Origin of the sequence: Pacificimonas flava (genome assembly GCF_000342165.1) — a bacterium.
In the GTDB taxonomy this organism is placed as follows: Bacteria; Pseudomonadota; Alphaproteobacteria; order Sphingomonadales; family Sphingomonadaceae; genus Pacificimonas; species Pacificimonas flava.
In genome coordinates, this window is sequence record NZ_AMRV01000010.1 from 78,273 (window position 1) to 98,241 (window position 19,969).

Consider the following 19,969-nt stretch of genomic DNA (forward strand, 5'->3'; position numbering starts at 1 on the left):
CCAGCGATCGCGCAGGAATTGCAGCACCGCCGAAAAGCCAACGTAGTCGCTTTCCTAAAAAGCGCTAGCACCATTGCACGCCGCGAACAACAAATGCGTGTCTCTGGGGACACAGAGGTCCGTCAGTTCCATGCGCCAGGGGCTGTCGCCGCTTGCCACCTTGCCAGCGGACTCTTACGATTCCATCGCTTAATCTATTGTTAAGCGCGTTCTTTCATAGATGCGCGCGACTGCGAACGGCCTCGCTGCTTCCAGTGTCGTATTGAGTAGGTGCGAAAAGCAGATGCTGCGACTGTTGTTCTTGATCCTTGGCGTCGTCGGGGCCGCCGCGCTTGGTGCGCGCGCGGCGGAAATGCGCGCGGCGATCGTGACCGAACAGCCTGCTGGAACTCAGCTCGCCGTCAAAATGGACGGTCCCGTCACGCATGCTTCCCATTTCGCGCTCGACGGTCCCCGCCGCATCGTCATCGATGTGCCCGGCGCCGCCGCCAGGAACGTGGCCGCCGGGGCAGGGTCTGTGCTGAACATCCGCTCGGGGCAGTTCTCCCCGGACACGGCGCGACTTGTTCTCGACCTGAAGGAACCGATGCGGATTGAGGCTCTGCGGTTCGAGGGCGGCGAGCTGATCGCCGATCTGGCGCCCGTGTCGCCTTCCGCCTTCTCGAAGGCCGTGACCCGCGGGCGCGTTCGGACTTCATTCGGAACGGCGGCCGAACTCGCCAGCGCGGCGGAGGTGGCGGTCGGCGTGCCGGAACAGGGCTCTTCGGACGGGGAAGCGGGAGTGGTGAGGGCATCGCTGACGCGAAGGCAGCCGGCGATGCGCGCCGATGCCGGCCTGCCGCTTGTGGTGATCGACGCCGGTCATGGCGGAAAGGACCCAGGCTCGCCGGGCGTCGATGGCCTGCGCGAGAAAGACGTCGTTCTCGATATTGCCCATGCCATCAAGAGAGAGATCGAGGCGTCTGGCCGCGCAAGGGTGCTGCTGACGCGGGACGACGATACGTTCATACCCCTCAGCGAGCGGCCGGCCATCGCTCGCCGTATGGGAGCGCAACTGTTCATTTCCGTTCACGCGGACAGTTTTCCAAAAGACCCATCCGTGAGCGGCGCGACAGTCTACACGCTTTCGGAAAATGCGTCGGACAAGGAAGCGGCCCGCTTGGCGCATCGTGAGAACCGTTCCGATCTGATTGCCGGCGTCGACCTTGCGGGCGAGACCGACGATGTGACCTCCATCCTGATCGACCTGGCCCAGCGGGAGACGATGAATTCCTCCGCCGAGTTCGCCGCGCTGATGCAGCGTGAACTCACCGCGACTGGCGTACCGTTCAAAAGCTATTATCATCGGTTCGCGGGCTTCGCCGTGCTGAAGGCGCCGGACGTGCCGGCCGTTCTTCTGGAGACGGGATACATGTCGAACGACAAGGACGCGCATTATCTCGCCTCCAGGAAAGGACAGCGGGAAATTGCCGAGGGTGTGCGGCGGGCTGTCGAGGCGCACTTCCTGCGCCGCCTGGCTCGGTACTGAGCGGTCAGCATGCGGTTCGCGCCTCTCCCCCTCGTCGTTCTCGCCGCGGCGCTTCTTTCGGGCTGCATCGCCCGCACGGCGGCAGACATCGTGACCTTCCCGGTCAAGGCCGGTTCGAAGGCCGTCGACCTTGCGACGACCAGCGAGGAGGAGAAGGACGAAAAGTTCGTTCGGCGGATGCGCCGCGACTGCGAAGCGTGGGAGGAGGCCCATGAGGATGCGCAGAAGGCGCGTCGCCGCGACCCTTCCGTCCCGTTGCCCGCACCGCCGAACGCCTACTGCGAGGAGCGCTGACGCCGCCTTCACGGTCGCTCCGAACCGCTGCGCCCTCATAAAAAGACGTGCCGACAATGCGGTTCCTCCAGACTTAAAGCGGATGCGAAAAGTTCTGGGAGAGTTGCCTTGTCCGACGCCATGCCGGCCGTCCCCGCCAGTTTTCCGCAGCGCTCGCTCGCCGAGGTCGAGGCGATCCTCTGCGCGCCCGGTGCGAAGTTCGAAATGGAAACGGTGCGCATCCGCGGCGTGCAGACGCGGGTCTGGAAGAATGCGCCTGCGACCTTTGCCGATCTGGTTCGTCACGCGCGAACGCATGGAGAGCGTCCGTTCGTCATCCTGGACGATGAGCGGGTCAGCTATGAGGCGTGGTTTCGCGCAACGGCGCATCTGGCCGCCGCGATGCTGGACATGGGAATCAGCAAGGGCGACCGGGTCGCGCTGATCATGCGAAACCTGCCGGAATGGCCGGTCGTCTATTTCGCCGCCGTCAGTATCGGCGCGATTATCGTGCCGCTGAACGCTTGGTGGACGGGGGCGGAACTCGCCTACGGTATCGAGGACAGCGGCGCATCGCTTCTGGTGGCGGACTGCGAACGGCTCGACCGGCTGCAGGGTCATGAGAAAGCCCTGTCGGGTGTAGAGACGCTCCTGTGTACCCGCGGCACCAGCCCGCTTGCCACGGGCGCGCTGTCGGACATAATTGGCGAGCCGCGCGACTGGAGCGCGCTTGCGGACCGGGATCTTCCGACTGTCGAGAGCGAGCCCGACGACCGCGCCACCATCTTCTACACCAGCGGGACGACGGGCGCGCCAAAGGGTGCGATCGGAACGCAGAGGTCCACGCTGACGAACATCCTGTCGAGCGGCTATTCGGCCGCGCGAGCCGCCCTGCGGCGGGGCGAGGTGCCGCCGGAGCCGCAGCCGCGAACGATGTTGACCGTCATCCCGCTGTTCCACGTCACTGCCTGCAACGCGACGTTGATGGGCGCGCTGCAGTCGGGCAGCACGATGGTCTTCATGCCAAAATGGGATGCGCTTGAGGCGATGCGCATCATCGAGCGGGAAAAGGTGCAGATGACGGGCGGCGTGCCCACCATCGCCTGGCAGTTGCTGGAGCATCCAGACCGCGAGAAGTACGACCTGTCTTCGCTCGAGACGATTGCCTATGGCGGCGCGCCGTCGGCACCGGAACTCGTGCAAAAGATTTATCAGGTATTCGGGGCGCTGCCGGGGAATGGCTGGGGCATGACGGAAACGTCTGCGACGGTGACCAGCCATTCGGCGGAGGACTATCTGAACCGGCCGACCAGCTGCGGCCCTCCCGTGGCGGCGGCGGACCTGAAGATCATGGACCCGGACGGAGAGCGGGAACTGCCCGCCGGCGAGATCGGCGAACTCTGGGCGCGCGGACCGATGATCGTCGAGGGCTATTGGAACAAGCCCGATGCGACTGCGGAGACGTTCATCGACGGCTGGGTCCGGACGGGCGACCTGGCGCGGCTGGATGCGGAGGGGTTCTGTTACATCGTCGACCGAGCGAAGGACATCGTCATTCGCGGCGGAGAGAACATCTATTCGCTTGAGGTGGAGGACGCGCTCTACGAGCATCCGGCCGTGACGGACGCGGCCGTCGTCGGCATCCCGCATCGGACCTTGGGAGAGGAACCGGCCGCCGTCGTTCATCTCGCCCCCGGCCTGGTGGCGGGGGAGGACGAACTGCGGGCTTGGGTGCGGGAACGATTGGCCGGATTCAAGGTGCCCGTGCGCATCCTGTTTTCCGAGGCGACCTTGCCACGCAACGCCAATGGCAAGATCCTGAAACGGGATTTGAAAGCGCTCTTCGCCTGAGGGATTGTCGAAGGTCAGCGAAAGCGCGGCTCGCGAACCCTAAGGATCAGCATGGCGAGCGCCGCCATCAGGCAGATCAGAGTGAGGACGAAAACGGGCGGATAGCCCGATAGCGACACGATCACTCCGCCGACTAGGGGACCGACGGTCGCCATGGCTGTCTCGATGGTCGTGGAAAGGGCAAGCCGCATCGGCACATCGTCGCGGCCGCCGAATTCCAGCACGAGCGTCTGGGCGCTCATCATATAGCCCGACAGCGATGCGCCGAGGCCGGCGAAGGATGCGAAAAACATAAGCGTGCTGTGCGATGCGAGGAGGAGCGCGATGGACAGCGCCCACGTCGAGATCGCGCAGATGAAGACCAGCCGGAACCCGAAACGGTCGCCCATCGGCCCCCAGATCAGGTTCGAGATCGTATCCGCGCCGAGGAAGGCAAGGGAGAGCAGTCCGACCGTCTCCCCCGACAGGCCGAGCGTCTCGCCCGCGTAGAGGATGCAGAAGGGGATCGAAATGCGTCCGGACATGGCCAGAAGCTGCGCGATCAGGAAGTTGCGATAGTCACGGTCGGCAATAAGGGAGGGGAACTCGCGGAAGCGGTCCCGAAGACTCATGCGCTGGCGAACGGTGGGCGGTTCCGGTTCCCGCATGAAGCGGGCGATGATCATCAGGCCTATGGACGTGAGCACGAAGCTGAAGGCGAACGTCGTGGCGTAACCGTTCCCCAGCCAGTCCTCCTCGATGATCGTCCTGCCGGCCCAATAGCTGAGCGCGGCCGCGAGGCCGCCGCCGAAGAGGTTGCGCCATGCCTGCAACCGGCCGCGCTTGCGGATGGGAATGACCTTTGCGAGCAGGACCTGGAACGCGACACGCTGGGAACCCATGAAGAACCCCAGCAGGAACAGAAAGAAGAATGTGGCAACGACAAGGCTCGGCCCCTCCAGCAGCCAGCCGACGACGGCGAGGCCCAGCAGCTGAAGTCGCATGAGTCCACCAAGTAGCAGCGACACCGGCAGGATTCGCTTGCGATGCTCGATCTGCTGGGCGCCAAGCACCGGCGAGAGAACGGCGCCCGCCTGTTGCAGCGACTGGCCGAAACCGACCAGAAACGGCGAGCCCGTCAAGAGCCCGAGATAGGCCGGAACGAAGGTCGGCGCATAAACCAGCCGAAAGCCTGTCATGCCGAGCATGCCGTGCGTGAAATGGGCGATGTAGTTGCGCTTCAGATTTTCATCGACGAATCGCGTATAACCCGCCTCCGCATCGGCATCGCCGTACGTGCACACCTTCCGTACAGGCTGCGCGTCTGCCCGCAACATAACGATAATGCCGGTAGCGCGGAAAAATCGTGGACTTGGCAGATGGCTGCCGGGAAAAGGCAGGGCATGGATCCCATCATCGACATTCGCGGTCTGACAAAGACCTATGCCGGCGGCTTCACGGCGCTGAAGGGCGTCGATCTGAGCGTAAAAAAGGGCGAAATCCTGGCGCTTCTCGGGCCGAACGGCGCCGGCAAGACGACCCTGATCGGAATCGTCTGCGGTACGGTGACGCCCTCCGGCGGCACGGTTCTGGTGGACGGCCACGATCACCGCAAGGAATGGCGGGCGGCGCGCTCGCGCATCGGACTGGTGCCGCAGGAACTCAGCACCGACGCCTTCGAAAGCGTGTGGAGTGCGGTGCGGTTCTCTCGCGGGTTGTTCGGGCGGCCGCGCGACGATGCGTTTCTGGAGCAGTTGCTGCGTGATCTGACCCTTTGGGACAAGCGCAAGGCAAAGATTCTGGAATTGTCGGGCGGTATGAAACGCCGCGTGATGATCGCAAAGGCACTCAGCCATGATCCCGACATCCTGTTCCTGGACGAACCGACCGCCGGCGTCGACGTCGAACTGCGGCGGGACATGTGGGAAATGGTGCACAAGATGCGCGCCCGCGGTGTCACCATCGTCCTGACCACGCACTATATCGAGGAGGCGGAGGAGATGGCGGACCGTGTGGCCGTCATCCGGTCCGGCGAGATCGTCGTGGTCGACGAGACCCGGTCGCTGATGCGGCAACTGGGCCGCAAGACCCTGACCCTGAACCTGACGGAACCACTGTCCGAGGTGCCGCCCGACCTTGCGGAATGGGCGCCGCGGCTGGCGGATGGCGGGCACGAACTGATCTACGAGTTCGATACGAAGGCCGAACATACCGGTGTGCCCTCGCTCCTGCGGCGAATGACCGACATCGGCGTCGGCTTTAAGGACCTGGGCACGCGCCAGAGTTCGCTGGAGGATATTTTCGTGGATCTGGTACACAAGCGGGAGGACGCATGACCAACCGGCGGGGAATCTGGGCGATCTACCGGTTCGAGATGGCGCGCTTCGGGCGCACCTTCTGGACCAGTCTCGTCATGCCGGTCATCACCACGTCGCTTTATTTCATCGTCTTCGGCTCGGCCATCGGCAGCCGCATGGACGAAGTGTCCGGCGTACCCTACGGCGCATTCATCGTGCCTGGGCTGATGATGCTGTCCATGTTCACGGAGAGCATTTCGAACGCATCCTTCGGCATCTACATGCCGAAATGGTCCGGCACGATCTACGAGATGCTGTCCGCGCCGATTTCGCCGCTGGAAACCATCACCGCCTATGTCGGCGCGGCTGCGTCCAAGTCGATCATCATCGGCGTGATCATCCTGGCGACGGCCAATCTTTTCGTGGATGTGGAGATCGCGCACCCTGTGCTGATGGCGATCTTCCTTGTGGTGATCGCCATAACATTCTGCCTGTTCGGTTTCGTCATCGGCGTCTGGGCGAAAAGCTTCGAGCAGCTGCAGGTCATTCCGCTGCTGGTGGTCTATCCGCTCACCTTTCTCGGCGGCGCCTTCTACGCCATCGAGATGCTGCCGCCCGTCTGGCGGACGATCACGCTGTTCAATCCGGTCGTCTATCTGATCAGCGGGTTCCGGTGGACGTTCTTCGGTGTCGGCGACGTGCCCGTTGAGATCAGCATCGGCGCCGTGCTTGGCTTCTTCGCAGTGCTGCTGGCGATCATTTTCTGGATGTTCCGCACCGGCTACCGCCTGAAGACCTGAGAGCGGATATCGCCCCTTTATGCTGGCGGGGCGGGGACCGGGTCGGCTAGACGGCGTATATGGCCGATATGACCGATTCCGAAGATCGCCGGCGGCGCCTGCCGCGTTGGGCACGCCGCATGCTGATCACGTTCGGCGCCCTGTTCGCGCTGGGCGTCGCAATCCTGGCGGGCGGCTATTTCTACCTGGCGAGCGATCTGCCCGATACGGCGCAGCTTGCGGAGTATGAGCCGCCGCTGCCGAGCCACTTGCGCGACGTGAACGGCGAGCCCTTCGCCACCTTCGCGCGGGAACGGCGCATCTATGCCACCTATGACGATCTTCCCGCAGAGTTGATCGCCGCGTTTATTTCGGCGGAGGACAAGACCTTCTTCGTTCATGGCGGCGTTGACATCACGGGATTCACGAACGCCGTGTTCGATTACGTATCCAAGATGGGATCGGGCGAACGGGCGGTCGGCGGTTCGACCATCACGCAGCAGGTCGCGAAGAACCTGCTGCTGGGCGATGAATATTCCGTGACGCGCAAGCTGAAGGAAATCATTCTTGCCATGCGGATCGAGCGCACCTTTTCCAAGGAGCGCATTCTCGAGCTTTATCTGAACCAGATTTTCCTGGGGCGGAACGCCTATGGCGTCCAGGCGGCAAGCTTCGCCTATTTCGACAAGCCGGTCACGGAACTGACGACGCCGGAATCCGCTTTTCTGGCGGTGCTGCCGAAGGCGCCGTCCAATTATAACCCTTCGACAGAAACCGGTCGCCGGCTTGCCCTGGCGCGCCGCAACTACGTTCTCCGCGAAATGGAGAGGAACGGCTACCTCTCGTCCGCTCAGCGTCAGGCGGCGGCGAACGCGCCGCTGGACACGATCGACCGGCGGCAGCAACTGACGCAGCGCAGCCTGGGTGCCTATTATACCGAGGCCGTCAGGCGTGACCTGATCGATCGCTATGGCGAGGAGGGGCCGCACGGCGTCTATACGGGCGGACTTTGGATACGCGGCACGATCGATCCTGCAATGCAGGCTGCGGCGGAAACGGCGCTGCGCGACGCGCTGGTCCGATACGACCGGGGGCGGGGCTGGCGCGGTGCCACCGACACCATCGAACTGGGGGAGGGCTGGGCCGAGCGCCTGCGCGACCTGAATTTGCCCGTGGGCTATGACGACTGGGTCGCCGCCGTTGCCCTGTCGAAATCCGGCGGCACCATTACGCTGGGCTTCGAAAACGGCACCGAGGGCACGATGAGCCGAGGCGATGCCGATCTCGCCGTGCGCGGCGCCGGCGGCACCGCCTTCTCGGAAATCACGCCCGGCGACGTCTTCCCCGTAAAACTGAACGACAACAGCGAAACCACCTACAAGCTGCGCCAGATTCCGGAAGTCGGCGGCGGCATGGTGGTGCAGGAGATTTCGACCGGCCGCGTCTTCGCCATGGTCGGCGGCTTCGATACGCGCCGGTCGCAGTATAACCGCGCGACACAGGCGAAGCGTCAGCCGGGATCGGCGATCAAGCCCTTCGTTTACGCCGCCGCGCTGGAAAACGGGTTCACGCCGGCGTCCATCGTTCTGGATGCGCCGTACTGCGTCTATCAGGGCGCGGGGCTGGGACAGAAGTGTTTCCGCAATTTTTCCGGCCGCTCGGCCGGCGCGCAGACGATGCGTTGGGGGCTGGAACAGTCGCGTAACTTGATGACGGTGCGCCTGGCCTATCAGACCGGCATGGAGAACGTCGTCGGCCTGATCAAGGACATGGGCATCGGCGACTATCAGCCCTATCTGGCCATGAGCCTGGGCGCGGGCGAAACCACCGTTCTCGACCTGGTCAACGCCTACGCCATGATGGCGAACGGCGGGAAGCGGCAGCGGCCTGTGCTCTACGACCTGATCCAGGACCGGCACGGCAATACCATCTACCGCGCGGATGGCCGCAACTGTCAGGGTTGCAACGTGCCGCGGTACGAGGGGCAGGCGATGCCGACGCCCGGCGACAATCGCCCGCAGGCCATGGATGCGCGAACCGCCTATCAGGTCATCCACATGCTGGAGGGGGTGGTGCAGCGCGGTACGGCGACAGCGCTGCGCCGGCTGGAACGGCCGATGTTCGGCAAGACCGGCACGACGAACGGACCGACGAACGTCTGGTTCGTGGGCGGCACGCAGGATCTGGTCGCCGGTCTCTATCTCGGTTTCGACGAGCCGCAGAATATGGGCTATTACGCGCAGGGCGGTACGCTGGCGGCGCCGGCGGCGCGCCAGTTCTTTGAGGCGGTGATCCCCGAGGACGTGCCGAAGAAGCCCTTCATCATTCCCGACGGCGTCCGCATGGTTCGCATCGATCGCCGGTCGGGCAAGAAGGTCTATGGCAGTTGGCCGACGGACGGCTACACCCCCTCCGTGATCTGGGAGGCGTTCAAGCCCGAGAGCGAACCTCGCCGTCAGATTGCACAGCAACAGAACGATCCGTTCGTGGAGGGGCAGGAACGCGAAGTCCGCTCCGACAGCGACTTCTTGCAGCAACAGGGCGGGATTTACTAACGAGCCCGCCCGAAAGATTCATTTCCCCTCGGCTCCGCTGCCGCGCCCGTTCGGCGTGCCCGGCGCCGCTTTAATCGAAAGGAGCACGCCCATGCGCGCCGAAGCCCAGACCTATGTCGACCGTATCGAAGATGCGCTGACTCTTATCCGGAGGTTTCTTTGACTGGGATGTCGCGACCCGGCGCCTAGACGAGCTGAACGCCCGCGCCGAAGACCCCGGCCTGTGGGACGACCCCGCTGAGGCGCAGAAGCTGATGCAGGAACGCGGCCGGTTGGAAGAGGCCGTCGGAGCGACGCGCGCGATCCGCAAGGAGCTGGACGATACCGCCGAGATGGTGGAGCTGGCGGAAGCCGAAGGCGACGATGAACTGGTGAACGATGCCGTCAAGGCTCTCGCCGCGCTGGCCGAGCGTGCAGACCGCGACAAGGTTGCCGCCCTCCTTTCTGGAGAGGCGGACGGCAACGATACCTATGTCGAGATCAACTCCGGCGCCGGTGGCACGGAATCGAACGACTGGGCCGGCATGCTGCAGCGCATGTACCAGCGCTGGGCGGAGCGGCGCGGCATGAAGGTCGAGCTTGTCGACTATCATGCGGGCGAGCAGGCAGGCATCAAGTCGGCGACGCTGATGCTGAAGGGGCAGGGCGCCTACGGCTATGCGAAGGTGGAATCGGGCGTGCACCGGCTGGTGCGCATCAGCCCCTACGATTCCGCCGCCCGCCGGCACACGAGCTTCGCCTCCGTCTGGGTTTATCCGGTTGTCGACGACGATATCGATATCGAGGTCAATGAAAGCGACCTGAAGATCGACACCTATCGGGCATCGGGCGCCGGCGGACAGCACGTCAACACGACGGACAGCGCCGTTCGCATCACGCACGTCCCCACCGGAATCGTCGTTGCGTGTCAGAACCAGCGCTCGCAGCACAAGAACCGCGCGCAGGCCATGCAGCAGCTGAAGGCACGGCTTTACGAGGAGGAACTCCGCCGACGGGAGGAGGAAGCGAACGCGACCAACGCCACGAAAACCGATATCGGTTGGGGACACCAGATCCGCAGTTACGTGCTGCAGCCCTATCAGATGGTGAAGGATCTGCGGACCGGCGTCACCAAGGGCAATCCGACCGCCGTCCTGGACGGCGATCTCGACGAGTTCATGGCGGCCGCTTTGGCGCAGCGCGTGACCGGAGAGACCGTTGAGGTGGAGGACGTCGATTAGTCCTGCCGTCGATACCGGTGCCGCTGTCATGCCGCGCGCGCCACTGGCGTCGGCGCGCGTGCATCATTACCTTGGATCCCTATGTTCCTGACTTCGCTTCGCGCACGCCTTGCCAACATCGAACGCACGCAGTGGATCGGCGCCGCAGTCGCGCTTGGCGCGGTTCTGTTCATCGCTTCCCTGTTCGTGGTAGAAGCGCTGTATGGCTATTGGAAGCCGGAACCGGAGATCGTTTACGTGCAGAGCTGGGACGGCGACCGCTCCTACGAGGATGCCCTTGCGGCGCAGGAGGAAGAGCGCCGGATCGCGGATGCCGCGGAGACTGCAGCGGATCAACTTGCCGCCGAAGCGGTAGCGGATCTTGGTGCCGAGGATGCCGCCGGCGCGGCAGAACCCGCCATCCGGCGCGGCACGCTCGGCGCGGCGGCCGCCAGCGAGGACAGCGAAACCGAGTGAGTTCTGGCCGCTGGATGCGCGCGGCCATCGCGCTCGGCGCGCGCGGCCTTGGGCGTACGGCGCCGAATCCGGCGGTGGGTTGCCTGATCGTGCGAGGCGGGGTCGTGGTCGGGCGCGGCTGGACCCAGCCCGGCGGCCGGCCCCATGCGGAGGCATGCGCATTGCAACTGGCAGGCGGTCGGACACGCGGCGCAGACGTCTTCGTTTCCCTTGAGCCCTGTGCCCATGCAAGCGCGCGCGGTCCGGCGTGCGCCGAGATTCTAGCGGCAGCCGGGCCGGCGAATGTGTTCATTGCCATGACGGACCCCGACCCCCGCACGGCGGGCCGCGGGGTGCAAATTTTGCGCGCCGCCGGGATTCGGGTCGTCGAAGACTGCAAGAGGGCGGAGGCTGAAGCCGCGCATGCCGGCTTTCTGACCCGCTTGTCGCGGGGCAGGCCAAGGATCACGTTGAAAGTGGCGGTCTCGATCGATGGGCGGGTGGCGCTTGTAAGCGGCGAAAGCCAGTGGATCACGGGGCCGATTGCCCGCGCGCATGCCCATATGATGCGGGCCCGCGCGGATGCGATACTGATCGGGCGGGGCACGTTCGAGGCCGACGCGCCGGCGCTGACATGCCGGCTGCCGGGCCTGGAGAGCAGGAGTCCGGTGCCGCTGCTGATGTCGGCCACCATGGCGGAATTGCCGGCGGCCTTCGCCGAGCGCGGCGGAGTCTTGCTGCGGCGACCCGAGGAGTTTCCCGGCCTGCCGTTCAATGATGTTCTCGTCGAAGGCGGCGCCGGACTTGCCGGAACGCTTCTCGCCGCCGATGCGGTGGACCGGCTTCTGGTCTACCGCGCCCCCATCGTGATCGGCGACAACGCGCCGGGTCTCGGCCGCATTGGGCTGGAGCGTCTGAACCATGCCCATGGGCGCTGGACTCTTCGGCAATCGAGGCGTCTCGGCACGGACCATCTCGAAATCTACGACCGGACCCGGTAGGGACGCGGCTATGTTTACCGGAATCATCACCGACATCGGCACGGTCGTGCGCAGCGAGGAGCGCGGCGATCGCCGCTTGTGGATACGCACCGGCTATGATCTGTCCACTGTCGACATTGGCGCCTCCATTGCCTGTTCCGGGGCATGCCTGACGGTCGTCGCGAGAGATGCCGACCTGTTTGCCGTCGATGTCTCCGCTGAAACGATCAACCGAACTGTCGCTGCCCATTGGCAGGAGGGCGCCCGCTTGAACCTCGAACGCGCCCTGCGCATGGGCGATGAGCTTGGCGGCCACATCGTCACCGGGCATGTGGATGCCACCGGGTGTATCGCAGCGCGGCGCCCGGTCGGGGACAGCCATGAAATCTGGATAGAGGCGCCGGAGAGCGTTGCCGCGTATGTCGCGCCGAAAGGCTCCGTCACGCTGGACGGCGTATCGCTGACCGTCAATTCCGTCGAAGATATGGGGACGGGGCTCGTTCGCTTCAGTTTCAACATGATCCCGCACACCGGTGAGGTGACGACGCTCGGGGCGCTAAGCGAGGGCGATGCTGTGAATATCGAGATCGACACGCTGGCCCGCTATCTGGGCCGGATGCTCGATCGACGCAGCGCGGCCGAAACGCAATCGAGGAAGGTCGCCTGATGGCGCATGTTCTGCTTGTCGAAGCCCGCTTCTACGACGGGTTCGCGGATGCCCTTCTTGATGGCGCCCGGCACGCGATCGAGGAGGCTGGGCATACGCACGAGACGGTCACCGTGCCCGGCGCGCTGGAGATTCCGGCGGCGATCGGCATGGCATCCGATAGTGGTCGTTATGACGCCTTCGTCGCGCTTGGCACCGTCATTCGCGGCGAGACCTACCACTTCGAGATTGTGGCCGGTGAGAGCGCGCGTGCGATCATGGCGCTGACGCTCGACGGGATTGCCATCGGCAACGGCATTCTGACGGTGGAGAATGAGGAGCAGGCGCGGGTGCGCGCCGAACGCTCTCAGAAGGACAAGGGCGGCGAGGCGGCGAAAGCGGCCCTTGCCCTCCTCGATCTCAGGGTGCAGTTCCTGGGCCGAACATAGGAACGGCGATCAGCCCGCCATCTCGATCCCCGGGCGGCGTTTCAGCCACGCGACGAGCCGTCCTACGGTCGCGCCCTGCACGAGAACGCTGAACAGCACCACGCCATAGGTCGTCGCCAGGATCGCATCGCGGAGCGGGCCGGCCGGCAGGCTGAGCGCAAGGGCGATGGAAATTCCCCCGCGCAGACCACCCCAGACGAGTATCGGGGTTGCCGCGCGCGACAGGGGCGTGAAGCGGCGAAGAAGGGACATCGGTCCGGCGACGGCCAATGTGCGGGACGCAAGCACCAGAGGTATGGCGGCGAGTGCGAGGATCAGGAATTCCCAACGTGCGGCGATGACGATGATTTCGAGACCGATCAGCAGGAACAGGACCGAGTTCAGCATTTCATCGATCAGCTCCCAGAATTTCAGAAGATAATCGCGCGTGATGTCGCTCATGGCGAAGGTGACACCCTGATTGCCGATGAGGAGGCCCGCGATCGCCATGGCGACCGGGCCGGCAAGGTGCAGGTGCATCGCCAGCGCGTAGCCGCCCATGACGACGGCAAGGCTGATCAGGACCTCGATCGAATAAACGTCGATGGCGCGCATGGCGCGGAACCCGATATAGCCGGCCGCCAGCCCGAGGAGGATACCGCCGCCGGCTTCGGCGGCGAACAGGCGCGCGCCCTCCGAAAGACTGAAGTCGGCGCCGGAGATCGCGGCAGACGACAGGATGGAGAAAACGACGACGCCGACGCCGTCGTTGAAAAGGCTTTCGCCCGCCACCGTCGCCTGCAGCGTCGGTGGAACGGCTGCGCGCCGCAGAATGCCGAGCACGCTGACGGGATCGGTGGGGCTGATCAGCGCACCGAAGACCAGGCACCAGATCAGCGGAATGGCGACGCCGATCAGGTTGCAGAGGCCGAAGAAGAGGAAGCCGACGATGATGGTTGAGGTGATCACGCCGATCGTGGACAGAACCAGGATCGGCAGCCAGCCCTTCTTCAGTTCGTCGAGATCGACATGCAGCGCCCCGGCGAAGAGGAGGAAGGACAGCATGCCCTGCATCAGCGTATCCGGGAAATCGAGGTCGGAAAGGAACGCCTCCGTTCCCTCGGCCAGGGAAAGAGTTGGTATGATAAGGTCGGTGCCCACCGCGATCAGCGACGCCGCCGCGCCCATGATCGTCAAGCCGATAACGTGCGGCAGCTTCAGGTAGCGATGATTGAGATAGCCGAGCCCGGCCGCCATAACGACGATGATCGCGGCGGCGTCGAAGGCAGACAGGGGCGGCAGGTCCATGACGCGATCCTTACCGCCCGCATGGTGGCGTGCAACTGATCGCGTCCGTCATCGAACCATCCGCACCCCGGGCACGGCTGGATGATCGGAACGATAGCGAGTAGGCGAAGCGCAATGCCGGGTTCGCTGCAAAATGGGGATGAGGCGGTTGCGCCGATCATTCTGACCGCCATGATGGAGCCTCGCGCGCTCGCCCATTTCGACGCGCTGCGGCGGAAGCATTTTCCGGCCGAGCGCAATTTCCTCCCTGCTCACCTGACGCTGTTCCATCATTTGCCCGGTCCGCGCGCAGACGCGCTGATACAGGACCTGAAGGACGAAGCGAGGCACGAAGGCCGGATGGAGGCGCGGGCGATCCGCCCGCATTTCATGAGGCGGGGCGTGTCCATCATCGTCGACTCCCCTGCGTTGATGGATTTTCGCTTTCGTCTGGCCGAGCGGTGGTCGCTCGACCTTGTGCCGCAGGACCGGCGGGGTTTTCGCCCTCACGTCACGATCCAGAACAAGGTTTCCCCGGACGCTGCAAAAGCGCTTCATGCAGAGCTATCGGCAGGGTTTCGACTTTTCCCCTTCGACGTGTGCGGCGCGGCCCTCTGGTGGTATCGCGGCGGCCCGTGGGAGCCGCTACGTGAGGTGCGTTTCCGAGGTCGGCTCTAGCTGACAGTGCCGATATCGTCGCAGCTGAGGTCGAACGCGGCAAGGCCGGCTTCCAGAAGGCTTGCCAGCATCGGAGTTTCCAGAAGTTCCTCCGTGATGTCAGAGACCTCGTCGGCGACCAGCTGCAACGCATCGTCCCATTCCGACGCATCGTAGGAACCGCGGCCGACCAGCATCAACGCATAGACCTCTGCCTGCTCGTCCTCGTTCAGATCGTCGATGGCGGATTGCAGTTCCTCCTCCACGGAGGTGTTCGTCTCGTCCTCCAGCGTGTCGACCGCATCGTCGTCCGCCATGTTGGAACTGTCATTCGGGTCGACCGCCGGCACCTGCGCGTCATACTCCTTGGCGCGCACGATGATGCGGCAAAGCTCTTCCAGAGAGATTGTCAGTTCCATAAGGCGGCCTTTCCGCGCGAAGCTTGGTTAAAAGTTGCTTCGGCCAACGCCGCCCAATGAGGCCGGTTCCTTTATTTCGGCAGATCGACCTTCCCCGTCGACAATCGTGTCAAGCGGCAATTCGCCCCCGCGCTTCAGCATATTCGCGGATCAGACGCTGGGTCAGCTCTGCCGCGGGCTGAATGCGATCGACGGCACCGATTCCCTGTCCGCATCCCCATATGTCCTTCCAGGCCTTCTTGTCCTGATTGCCGCCCGAGGCGAAGTTCATCTTGCTGGGGTCGGATTCGGGAAGGTTGGCGGGATCGAGTCCGGCACGGGCCACGGACGGCGCGAGATAGTTGCCGTGCACGCCCGTGAAGAGATTCGAGTAGACGATGTCCTCCGCGCCGGATTCCACGATCATCTGCTTGTAGGCCTCGTCCGCCCGCGCTTCCTCGGTTGCTATGTAGGCGGACCCAATATAGCCGAGGTCCGCGCCCATGGCCTGGGCCGCCAGCACCGCGCCGCCCGTGGCGATCGATCCGGACAGCGCAAGCGGACCGTCGAACCATTTGCGGATCTCCTGCACCAGCGCGAAAGGGGAAAGCGTGCCGGCATGACCGCCGGCGCCCGCCGCCACCGCGATCAGACCGTCCGCACCCTTTTCCACGGCCTTGCGTGCGAAACGGTCGTTAATGACGTCGTGCAGCACGATGCCGCCATAGGAATGGATCGCCGCGTTCACATCCTCCCGGGCGCCAAGTGAGGTGATGATCACCGGCACCTTGTATTTGACGCACAGGTCGAGGTCGGCCTGTAGCCGGTCATTGGATTTATGGACGATCAGATTCGCCGCGAAGGGGGCGTCATCCTGTGTCAGTTCCGACGTCAGGCGCTGCAGCCACTCTTCGAGCTGCTCGACCGGCCGGGCATTCAGAGTGGGGAAGGAGCCGACGACGCCGGATCGGCACTGAGCGATGACGAGGTCGGGATTGGAAATGATGAACAGCGGCGAGGCGATGACTGGAATCTTCAGCCGGTTCTGCAAGGGCGCTGGAAGGCTCATTTCTCGTCTCCGTAAATGCCGATTTCCAAGGTGCCGTCGGCCCTGGCGCGACCGCGGTACATTCCAGGGGTATTGAACGACCATGCGGGCGTGCCGTCGGGCGCGACGGCGATGACACCGCCGGAGCCGCCCATCTCCCTAATCTCCGCTTGCACGGCGTCAGCCGCAACCTGCAGGCTTTCCCCGCCGAAGCGCATTCGCGCCGCGATTGCCGAGGCGGCGGCCGTACGGATGTAGAACTCGCCTGCACCGGTTGCCGATACGGCGCATGTGCGTATGTCGGCAAGCGTGCCGGCGCCGATGACCGCCGTGTCGCCGACCCGGCCGAAGCGTTTGCCTGTCAGGCCGCCCGTGGAGGTGGCGGCGGCGATGTTGCCGCTGGTGTCGCGCGCAACGGCCCCCACTGTGCCGAACTTCACGTCGATATCGAACACATCGCCAGAGCCGGCCGCACGCTCGCGCATGCGTTCCAGCTGCATGCGCCGCTCATCCGTTTCAAAATAGCTGTTCTCGACCTGATCCAGGCCGGAATCGCGGGAAAATTCGTCGGCGCCCGAGCCCTGCAGCAGGACGTGCGGGCTGCGTTCCATCACGGCGCGCGCCAGGCGCACGGGATTGCGGGTTCGGGTGGTCCCGCAGACCGCGCCCGCCTCCAGCGTCCGCCCGTCCATGATGGCGGCGTCGAGTTCGATGGAGCCTGCCGCGTTGAAAACGGCGCCGTGACCGGCGTTGAAGCCGGGATCATCTTCCAGCACCGCCACTGCCGCTTCTACCGCGTCGACGGCGCTGCCGCTGGAAGCCAGCACAGCCTTTCCGGCCTGGAGCGCGCGGCTGAGCGCCTGTCGCTGCACGCCGTCCTGCTCAGCGGAAATCGTGTCCCGGCTCATGGCGCCCGATCCACCGTGAATGACGAGGGTCCAGTCGGTCATACTTTGCTCTGCTTTCCTTTTGCGGGTGCCGCGCTGTTCGGCTTTCGGTGTCGCCTTCCTTGGCAAGTGCGCGGTCGGTGCCAAGCTCAGGCGCGGGCTTAGGCGCCGCCACGCGTGCGCGCAACGCAGGCGATTGACCGACCTCTCGACCCGCCCTATATCGCCGCCCTCACAGCCGGTGCCCCTACCGAAAATCGGGGCAACCCTTCGGGCGGCGGAGTAGCTCAGTCGGTTAGAGCAGTGGAATCATAATCCATGTGTCGGGGGTTCGAATCCCTCCTCCGCTACCAGGAAATAGCGTCCGTATAGGTTCGCTTGTGTCCGTATGCGTCCGGATTTTCGACCCAAATCCCTGATTTCGATAGCTGATGTGCTACCACGCCAGTCCGCTTGTGTCCGTATGCGTCCGCATGTGTTCGCTTGAAGCCGGAGGCTTTGTGGGGGTATTTTGGGGGTATTTCCCGCTGTGGGTGAGTTAGGTGATACCCCCACCCGCGAATGCGAGCCGAAGGATAGATTTTGACGCTAGGACAACGGCTTGTTCAAGACATTTCATGGCGAAATACATCGCAGAGGTCCCGGTCAAACGGTGGAGTTCGAGTCCCGCGTGAGGATTCGAACGGAAATGACCGACGTGGGGCAGGGGAGGCACTACCTTTTCACTCCTGAGATGACCGCTTTGCGCCCTCATAGCGGCCATAACGTCAGGCGAGGACACGACTGAAAGCTGCCGTTCCAAAGTTTCGTCTGATTGAGGAAAATAAGCCTTCAATCGCAATAGGTCGAAAAATTTTCTTCGCGATGCGTCTTGGTCGCTGAAGTGAGGCGCATGAAATCCTCGTTAAGTTCGGCTTTGCCGTATCGTGACCGTGCACGAATTAAGTTGCTCCTTCATTATGACTTTCGGATGAGCACCACCCCAGCAATCACAAGCGCGCCGCCAGCCAGAAGCCAGGATTGATCGACAAGCAACGCGCTAGCTATGATCAATGCGGCAGCTAGAGGGCCTTTCAAGGACTGACGCTCATTGCGAAGTCCAGCGAGCTGCTCGATACTGAGCGGATCGAGCTGAACCGGCACATATCCTGACTTTGCGATCGAGTTCGCAGTGGCAAGTATGTCGGGCAAGGACGCCGACAACCCCAGCAGCTGACCGCGAAGTCTCTTCAAACCCGACCGAGCGCTGCCGAGCGAGAACCGCTCGGCGAGAAGCTCCGTCATGATCGGCCGGGTCTCTTCGGCGATGTTGTAGTCCGGTGCCAGCGATCGGACGAAGCCCTCTGCAGTCAACAAGGTACGCAGAAGAATGGCCAGATCAGGTGGCAGAACCAGTCGATAATCCCGCAACAGATCGAAAACGCGGGAAAAAATCTGCGAGAACTCGATGCCAGATAGCACGGTCCCCCTGAACTCTCCAATCAACTGATCCAGATCCACCGCGAGCGCATCGCGATCCACCTTCGGCTCCCCCGCCCATGCGAGCAGGACATCCGCGACATCGCTGGTTTCCTCACCAGCAATCGCAAGCACGAGGCGGACGATCTCGTCGCGCCTGGCCTTGGTGAGCGTCCCGACCGATCCGAAGTCGATGAAGCCGACATCCTGCTCGCCGATCAGGAAAACATTGCCGGGATGAGGGTCGCCGTGGAATTCGCCGTTCAGAATGATCATGCGCAGGACTGCGTTGGCATAGCACTTGGCGAACGCCGCCACCTCCGGATCGCCCGATGAGGCGCCCAGCGAAGACGCGGGCCTGCCGTACAGGCGTTCCTGAACGTTCACCCGCAGCCCGGTCAGTTCCCAATGGATGGCCGGGGTCCTGACGCCGATGGTTTCGAGATATGCGCCGATCCGCTCGCAGGCTCGGGATTCCGCAGCGAGGTCCATCTCCCAGGCAAGATTGCGGCCGAAGGTCCGCAGAAACTCGACTGGCCGGTAACGCGCGATGTCAGGCGAGCGTGCTTCCGCGATCTCGGCAAGACGCACAAGCAGGCGCACATCGGCTTCCATGCGCGCGGCGGTGCCCGGGCGGCGAACTTTCACGATGACCTCGCTACCGTCCCGTAGCTTGGCGGAATAGGTCTGTGCAATCGAGGCGGACGCCAGAGGCTGTTCGTCGAACTGCGCAAAGTCGTTCCGCCAGTCCTCACCCCAGCTTGAAGCAAGTACGGGCTCGATATCTGCGAAGCGCACCGGCGACACCTGATCGTGCAGGGTTGAGAATGCAGTGATCCAGTGTTCGGTAAACAGATCGCTTCGGGTGGCGAGGAGCTGCCCCAGCTTTATGCCGACTGGCCCGATGTCACGGAGGAACGCGACAACTGCGGCCGGACGAAATTCGCGAGGATCGATGACATTGCTCGAAGAGGGAATAAATCCGAGGGCTCCGGCGAGAGTCTTCGCACCGTGCCTCATTAAGATTCGGCCAATCTCCGCGGCGCGAGCGATGCTGCTGATAGGCTTTTCCGGGGGCGATGCCATGATATTACTCAGCCTCGGCCCGGAGTTGGTCCAGATTTTCCGATACCCTTGCAAGAATCTGCTGCAACGTTTGCTTCTCGTCGGCGGCAATGTCGCGCCAAAGCAGATCATGAAGCCTATCCGCGGAGCCTCTCAGTTCGGGCAGCAGATCGTCAAGCTGCTCCGTGAGGATGAGCT

At 63.8% G+C, this 19,969-nt stretch carries 18 protein-coding genes and 1 tRNA gene; 13 read left to right on the plus strand and 6 right to left on the minus strand.

Annotated elements, in window-relative coordinates:
* Nucleotides 1-283 precede the first annotated feature (283 nt).
* The 3 genes from C725_RS12605 (at nt 284) to C725_RS12615 (ending at nt 3,652) form a co-directional block, all read left to right on the plus strand.
* On the plus strand, nt 284-1,528 hold the full coding sequence (locus C725_RS12605; RefSeq protein WP_008603546.1) for an N-acetylmuramoyl-L-alanine amidase: 1,245 nt from the start codon (nt 284-286) through the stop codon (nt 1,526-1,528).
* Between the two features lie 9 nt (nt 1,529-1,537).
* Nucleotides 1,538-1,822 (plus strand): hypothetical protein, encoded by a 285-nt coding sequence (locus C725_RS12610; RefSeq protein WP_008603547.1) that lies wholly within the window; start codon nt 1,538-1,540, stop codon nt 1,820-1,822.
* Between the two features lie 120 nt (nt 1,823-1,942).
* Nucleotides 1,943-3,652, plus strand: a complete 1,710-nt coding sequence (locus C725_RS12615) for a class I adenylate-forming enzyme family protein (protein WP_051051405.1) — start codon at nt 1,943-1,945, stop codon at nt 3,650-3,652.
* 14 nt (nt 3,653-3,666) lie between these two features.
* Here C725_RS12615 and C725_RS12620 read toward each other — a convergent pair whose 3' ends face one another.
* Entirely contained in the window at nt 3,667-4,968 is a 1,302-nt protein-coding gene (locus tag C725_RS12620; RefSeq protein ID WP_051051407.1) for an MFS transporter, read from the minus strand.
* Nucleotides 4,969-5,034: 66 nt separating this feature from the next.
* Between C725_RS12620 and C725_RS12625 the strand changes: the two genes are divergently transcribed.
* From C725_RS12625 to ribH, 8 genes are all read left to right on the plus strand, one after another.
* Nucleotides 5,035-5,967 (plus strand): ABC transporter ATP-binding protein, encoded by a 933-nt coding sequence (locus tag C725_RS12625; protein WP_008603550.1) that lies wholly within the window; start codon nt 5,035-5,037, stop codon nt 5,965-5,967.
* Entirely contained in the window at nt 5,964-6,728 is a 765-nt protein-coding gene (locus tag C725_RS12630) for an ABC transporter permease (protein ID WP_008603551.1), read from the plus strand. Before C725_RS12625 ends, C725_RS12630 begins: the two co-directional genes overlap by 4 nt.
* Before the next feature lie 59 nt (nt 6,729-6,787).
* Nucleotides 6,788-9,262, plus strand: a complete 2,475-nt coding sequence (locus tag C725_RS12635; RefSeq protein ID WP_008603552.1) for a penicillin-binding protein 1A — start codon at nt 6,788-6,790, stop codon at nt 9,260-9,262.
* A gap of 91 nt (nt 9,263-9,353) precedes the next feature.
* Nucleotides 9,354-10,482 (plus strand): peptide chain release factor 2 gene (gene prfB, locus C725_RS12640; protein ID WP_149864674.1). Its coding sequence is split into 2 segments (ribosomal slippage): nt 9,354-9,422 and nt 9,424-10,482, totalling 1,128 coding nucleotides; the frame shifts between segments, so codons are not numbered across the junction.
* Between the two features lie 81 nt (nt 10,483-10,563).
* Complete coding sequence (locus C725_RS12645; protein ID WP_008603555.1) at nt 10,564-10,938, plus strand: hypothetical protein; 375 nt, start codon at nt 10,564-10,566, stop codon at nt 10,936-10,938.
* 14 nt (nt 10,939-10,952) lie between these two features.
* Nucleotides 10,953-11,918, plus strand: a complete 966-nt coding sequence (gene ribD / locus C725_RS12650; RefSeq protein WP_038283218.1) for a bifunctional diaminohydroxyphosphoribosylaminopyrimidine deaminase/5-amino-6-(5-phosphoribosylamino)uracil reductase RibD — start codon at nt 10,953-10,955, stop codon at nt 11,916-11,918.
* Between the two features lie 10 nt (nt 11,919-11,928).
* Nucleotides 11,929-12,564, plus strand: a complete 636-nt coding sequence (locus tag C725_RS12655) for a riboflavin synthase (RefSeq protein WP_008603559.1) — start codon at nt 11,929-11,931, stop codon at nt 12,562-12,564.
* Nucleotides 12,564-12,992, plus strand: a complete 429-nt coding sequence (gene ribH / locus C725_RS12660) for a 6,7-dimethyl-8-ribityllumazine synthase (protein WP_008603561.1) — start codon at nt 12,564-12,566, stop codon at nt 12,990-12,992. The genes C725_RS12655 and ribH overlap by 1 nt, the downstream gene beginning before the upstream one ends.
* 9 nt (nt 12,993-13,001) lie before the next feature.
* Here the strand turns inward: ribH and C725_RS12665 are convergent, their stop codons facing one another.
* Entirely contained in the window at nt 13,002-14,279 is a 1,278-nt protein-coding gene (locus C725_RS12665) for a cation:proton antiporter (RefSeq protein WP_008603563.1), read from the minus strand.
* 114 nt (nt 14,280-14,393) lie between these two features.
* On the opposite strand from C725_RS12665, the gene C725_RS12670 reads away from it, so the two are divergent.
* Complete coding sequence (locus tag C725_RS12670) at nt 14,394-14,936, plus strand: 2'-5' RNA ligase family protein (RefSeq protein ID WP_008603565.1); 543 nt, start codon at nt 14,394-14,396, stop codon at nt 14,934-14,936.
* Here the strand turns inward: C725_RS12670 and C725_RS12675 are convergent.
* From C725_RS12675 to C725_RS12685, 3 genes are all read right to left on the minus strand, one after another.
* Nucleotides 14,933-15,334, minus strand: coding sequence for a DUF3775 domain-containing protein (locus C725_RS12675; protein WP_008603566.1), 402 nt, complete (start codon nt 15,332-15,334; stop codon nt 14,933-14,935). The two genes, C725_RS12670 and C725_RS12675, sit on opposite strands and share 4 nt — an antisense overlap.
* 109 nt (nt 15,335-15,443) lie before the next feature.
* Nucleotides 15,444-16,382: an NAD(P)H-dependent flavin oxidoreductase gene (locus C725_RS12680; protein ID WP_008603567.1), complete on the minus strand. Its 939-nt coding sequence runs from the start codon at nt 16,380-16,382 to the stop codon at nt 15,444-15,446.
* Entirely contained in the window at nt 16,379-17,311 is a 933-nt protein-coding gene (locus C725_RS12685) for an isoaspartyl peptidase/L-asparaginase family protein (RefSeq protein ID WP_008603568.1), read from the minus strand. Before C725_RS12685 ends, C725_RS12680 begins: the two co-directional genes overlap by 4 nt.
* Nucleotides 17,312-17,524: 213 nt before the next feature.
* Here C725_RS12685 and C725_RS12690 point away from each other — a divergent pair.
* Nucleotides 17,525-17,601: transfer RNA gene (locus C725_RS12690), tRNA-Met, on the plus strand.
* A gap of 604 nt (nt 17,602-18,205) precedes the next feature.
* Here C725_RS12690 and C725_RS12695 read toward each other — a convergent pair.
* Nucleotides 18,206-19,903 (minus strand): ABC1 kinase family protein, encoded by a 1,698-nt coding sequence (locus C725_RS12695; protein WP_008603569.1) that lies wholly within the window; start codon nt 19,901-19,903, stop codon nt 18,206-18,208.
* Nucleotides 19,904-19,969 lie beyond the last annotated feature (66 nt).

Coding starts and splice junctions, on each gene's coding strand:
- C725_RS12605 (WP_008603546.1), top strand. CDS start 284: ATGCTGCGACTGTTGTTCTTGATCCTTGGCGTCGTCGGGGCCGCCGCG.
- C725_RS12610 (WP_008603547.1), top strand. CDS start 1,538: ATGCGGTTCGCGCCTCTCCCCCTCGTCGTTCTCGCCGCGGCGCTTCTT.
- C725_RS12615 (WP_051051405.1), top strand. CDS start 1,943: ATGCCGGCCGTCCCCGCCAGTTTTCCGCAGCGCTCGCTCGCCGAGGTC.
- C725_RS12620 (WP_051051407.1), bottom strand. CDS start 4,968: ATGTTGCGGGCAGACGCGCAGCCTGTACGGAAGGTGTGCACGTACGGC.
- C725_RS12625 (WP_008603550.1), top strand. CDS start 5,035: ATGGATCCCATCATCGACATTCGCGGTCTGACAAAGACCTATGCCGGC.
- C725_RS12630 (WP_008603551.1), top strand. CDS start 5,964: ATGACCAACCGGCGGGGAATCTGGGCGATCTACCGGTTCGAGATGGCG.
- C725_RS12635 (WP_008603552.1), top strand. CDS start 6,788: ATGGCCGATATGACCGATTCCGAAGATCGCCGGCGGCGCCTGCCGCGT.
- C725_RS12645 (WP_008603555.1), top strand. CDS start 10,564: ATGTTCCTGACTTCGCTTCGCGCACGCCTTGCCAACATCGAACGCACG.
- ribD (WP_038283218.1), top strand. CDS start 10,953: ATGCGCGCGGCCATCGCGCTCGGCGCGCGCGGCCTTGGGCGTACGGCG.
- C725_RS12655 (WP_008603559.1), top strand. CDS start 11,929: ATGTTTACCGGAATCATCACCGACATCGGCACGGTCGTGCGCAGCGAG.
- ribH (WP_008603561.1), top strand. CDS start 12,564: ATGGCGCATGTTCTGCTTGTCGAAGCCCGCTTCTACGACGGGTTCGCG.
- C725_RS12665 (WP_008603563.1), bottom strand. CDS start 14,279: ATGGACCTGCCGCCCCTGTCTGCCTTCGACGCCGCCGCGATCATCGTC.
- C725_RS12670 (WP_008603565.1), top strand. CDS start 14,394: ATGCCGGGTTCGCTGCAAAATGGGGATGAGGCGGTTGCGCCGATCATT.
- C725_RS12675 (WP_008603566.1), bottom strand. CDS start 15,334: ATGGAACTGACAATCTCTCTGGAAGAGCTTTGCCGCATCATCGTGCGC.
- C725_RS12680 (WP_008603567.1), bottom strand. CDS start 16,382: ATGAGCCTTCCAGCGCCCTTGCAGAACCGGCTGAAGATTCCAGTCATC.
- C725_RS12685 (WP_008603568.1), bottom strand. CDS start 17,311: ATGACCGACTGGACCCTCGTCATTCACGGTGGATCGGGCGCCATGAGC.
- C725_RS12695 (WP_008603569.1), bottom strand. CDS start 19,903: ATGATCTGCTTTGGCGCGACATTGCCGCCGACGAGAAGCAAACGTTGC.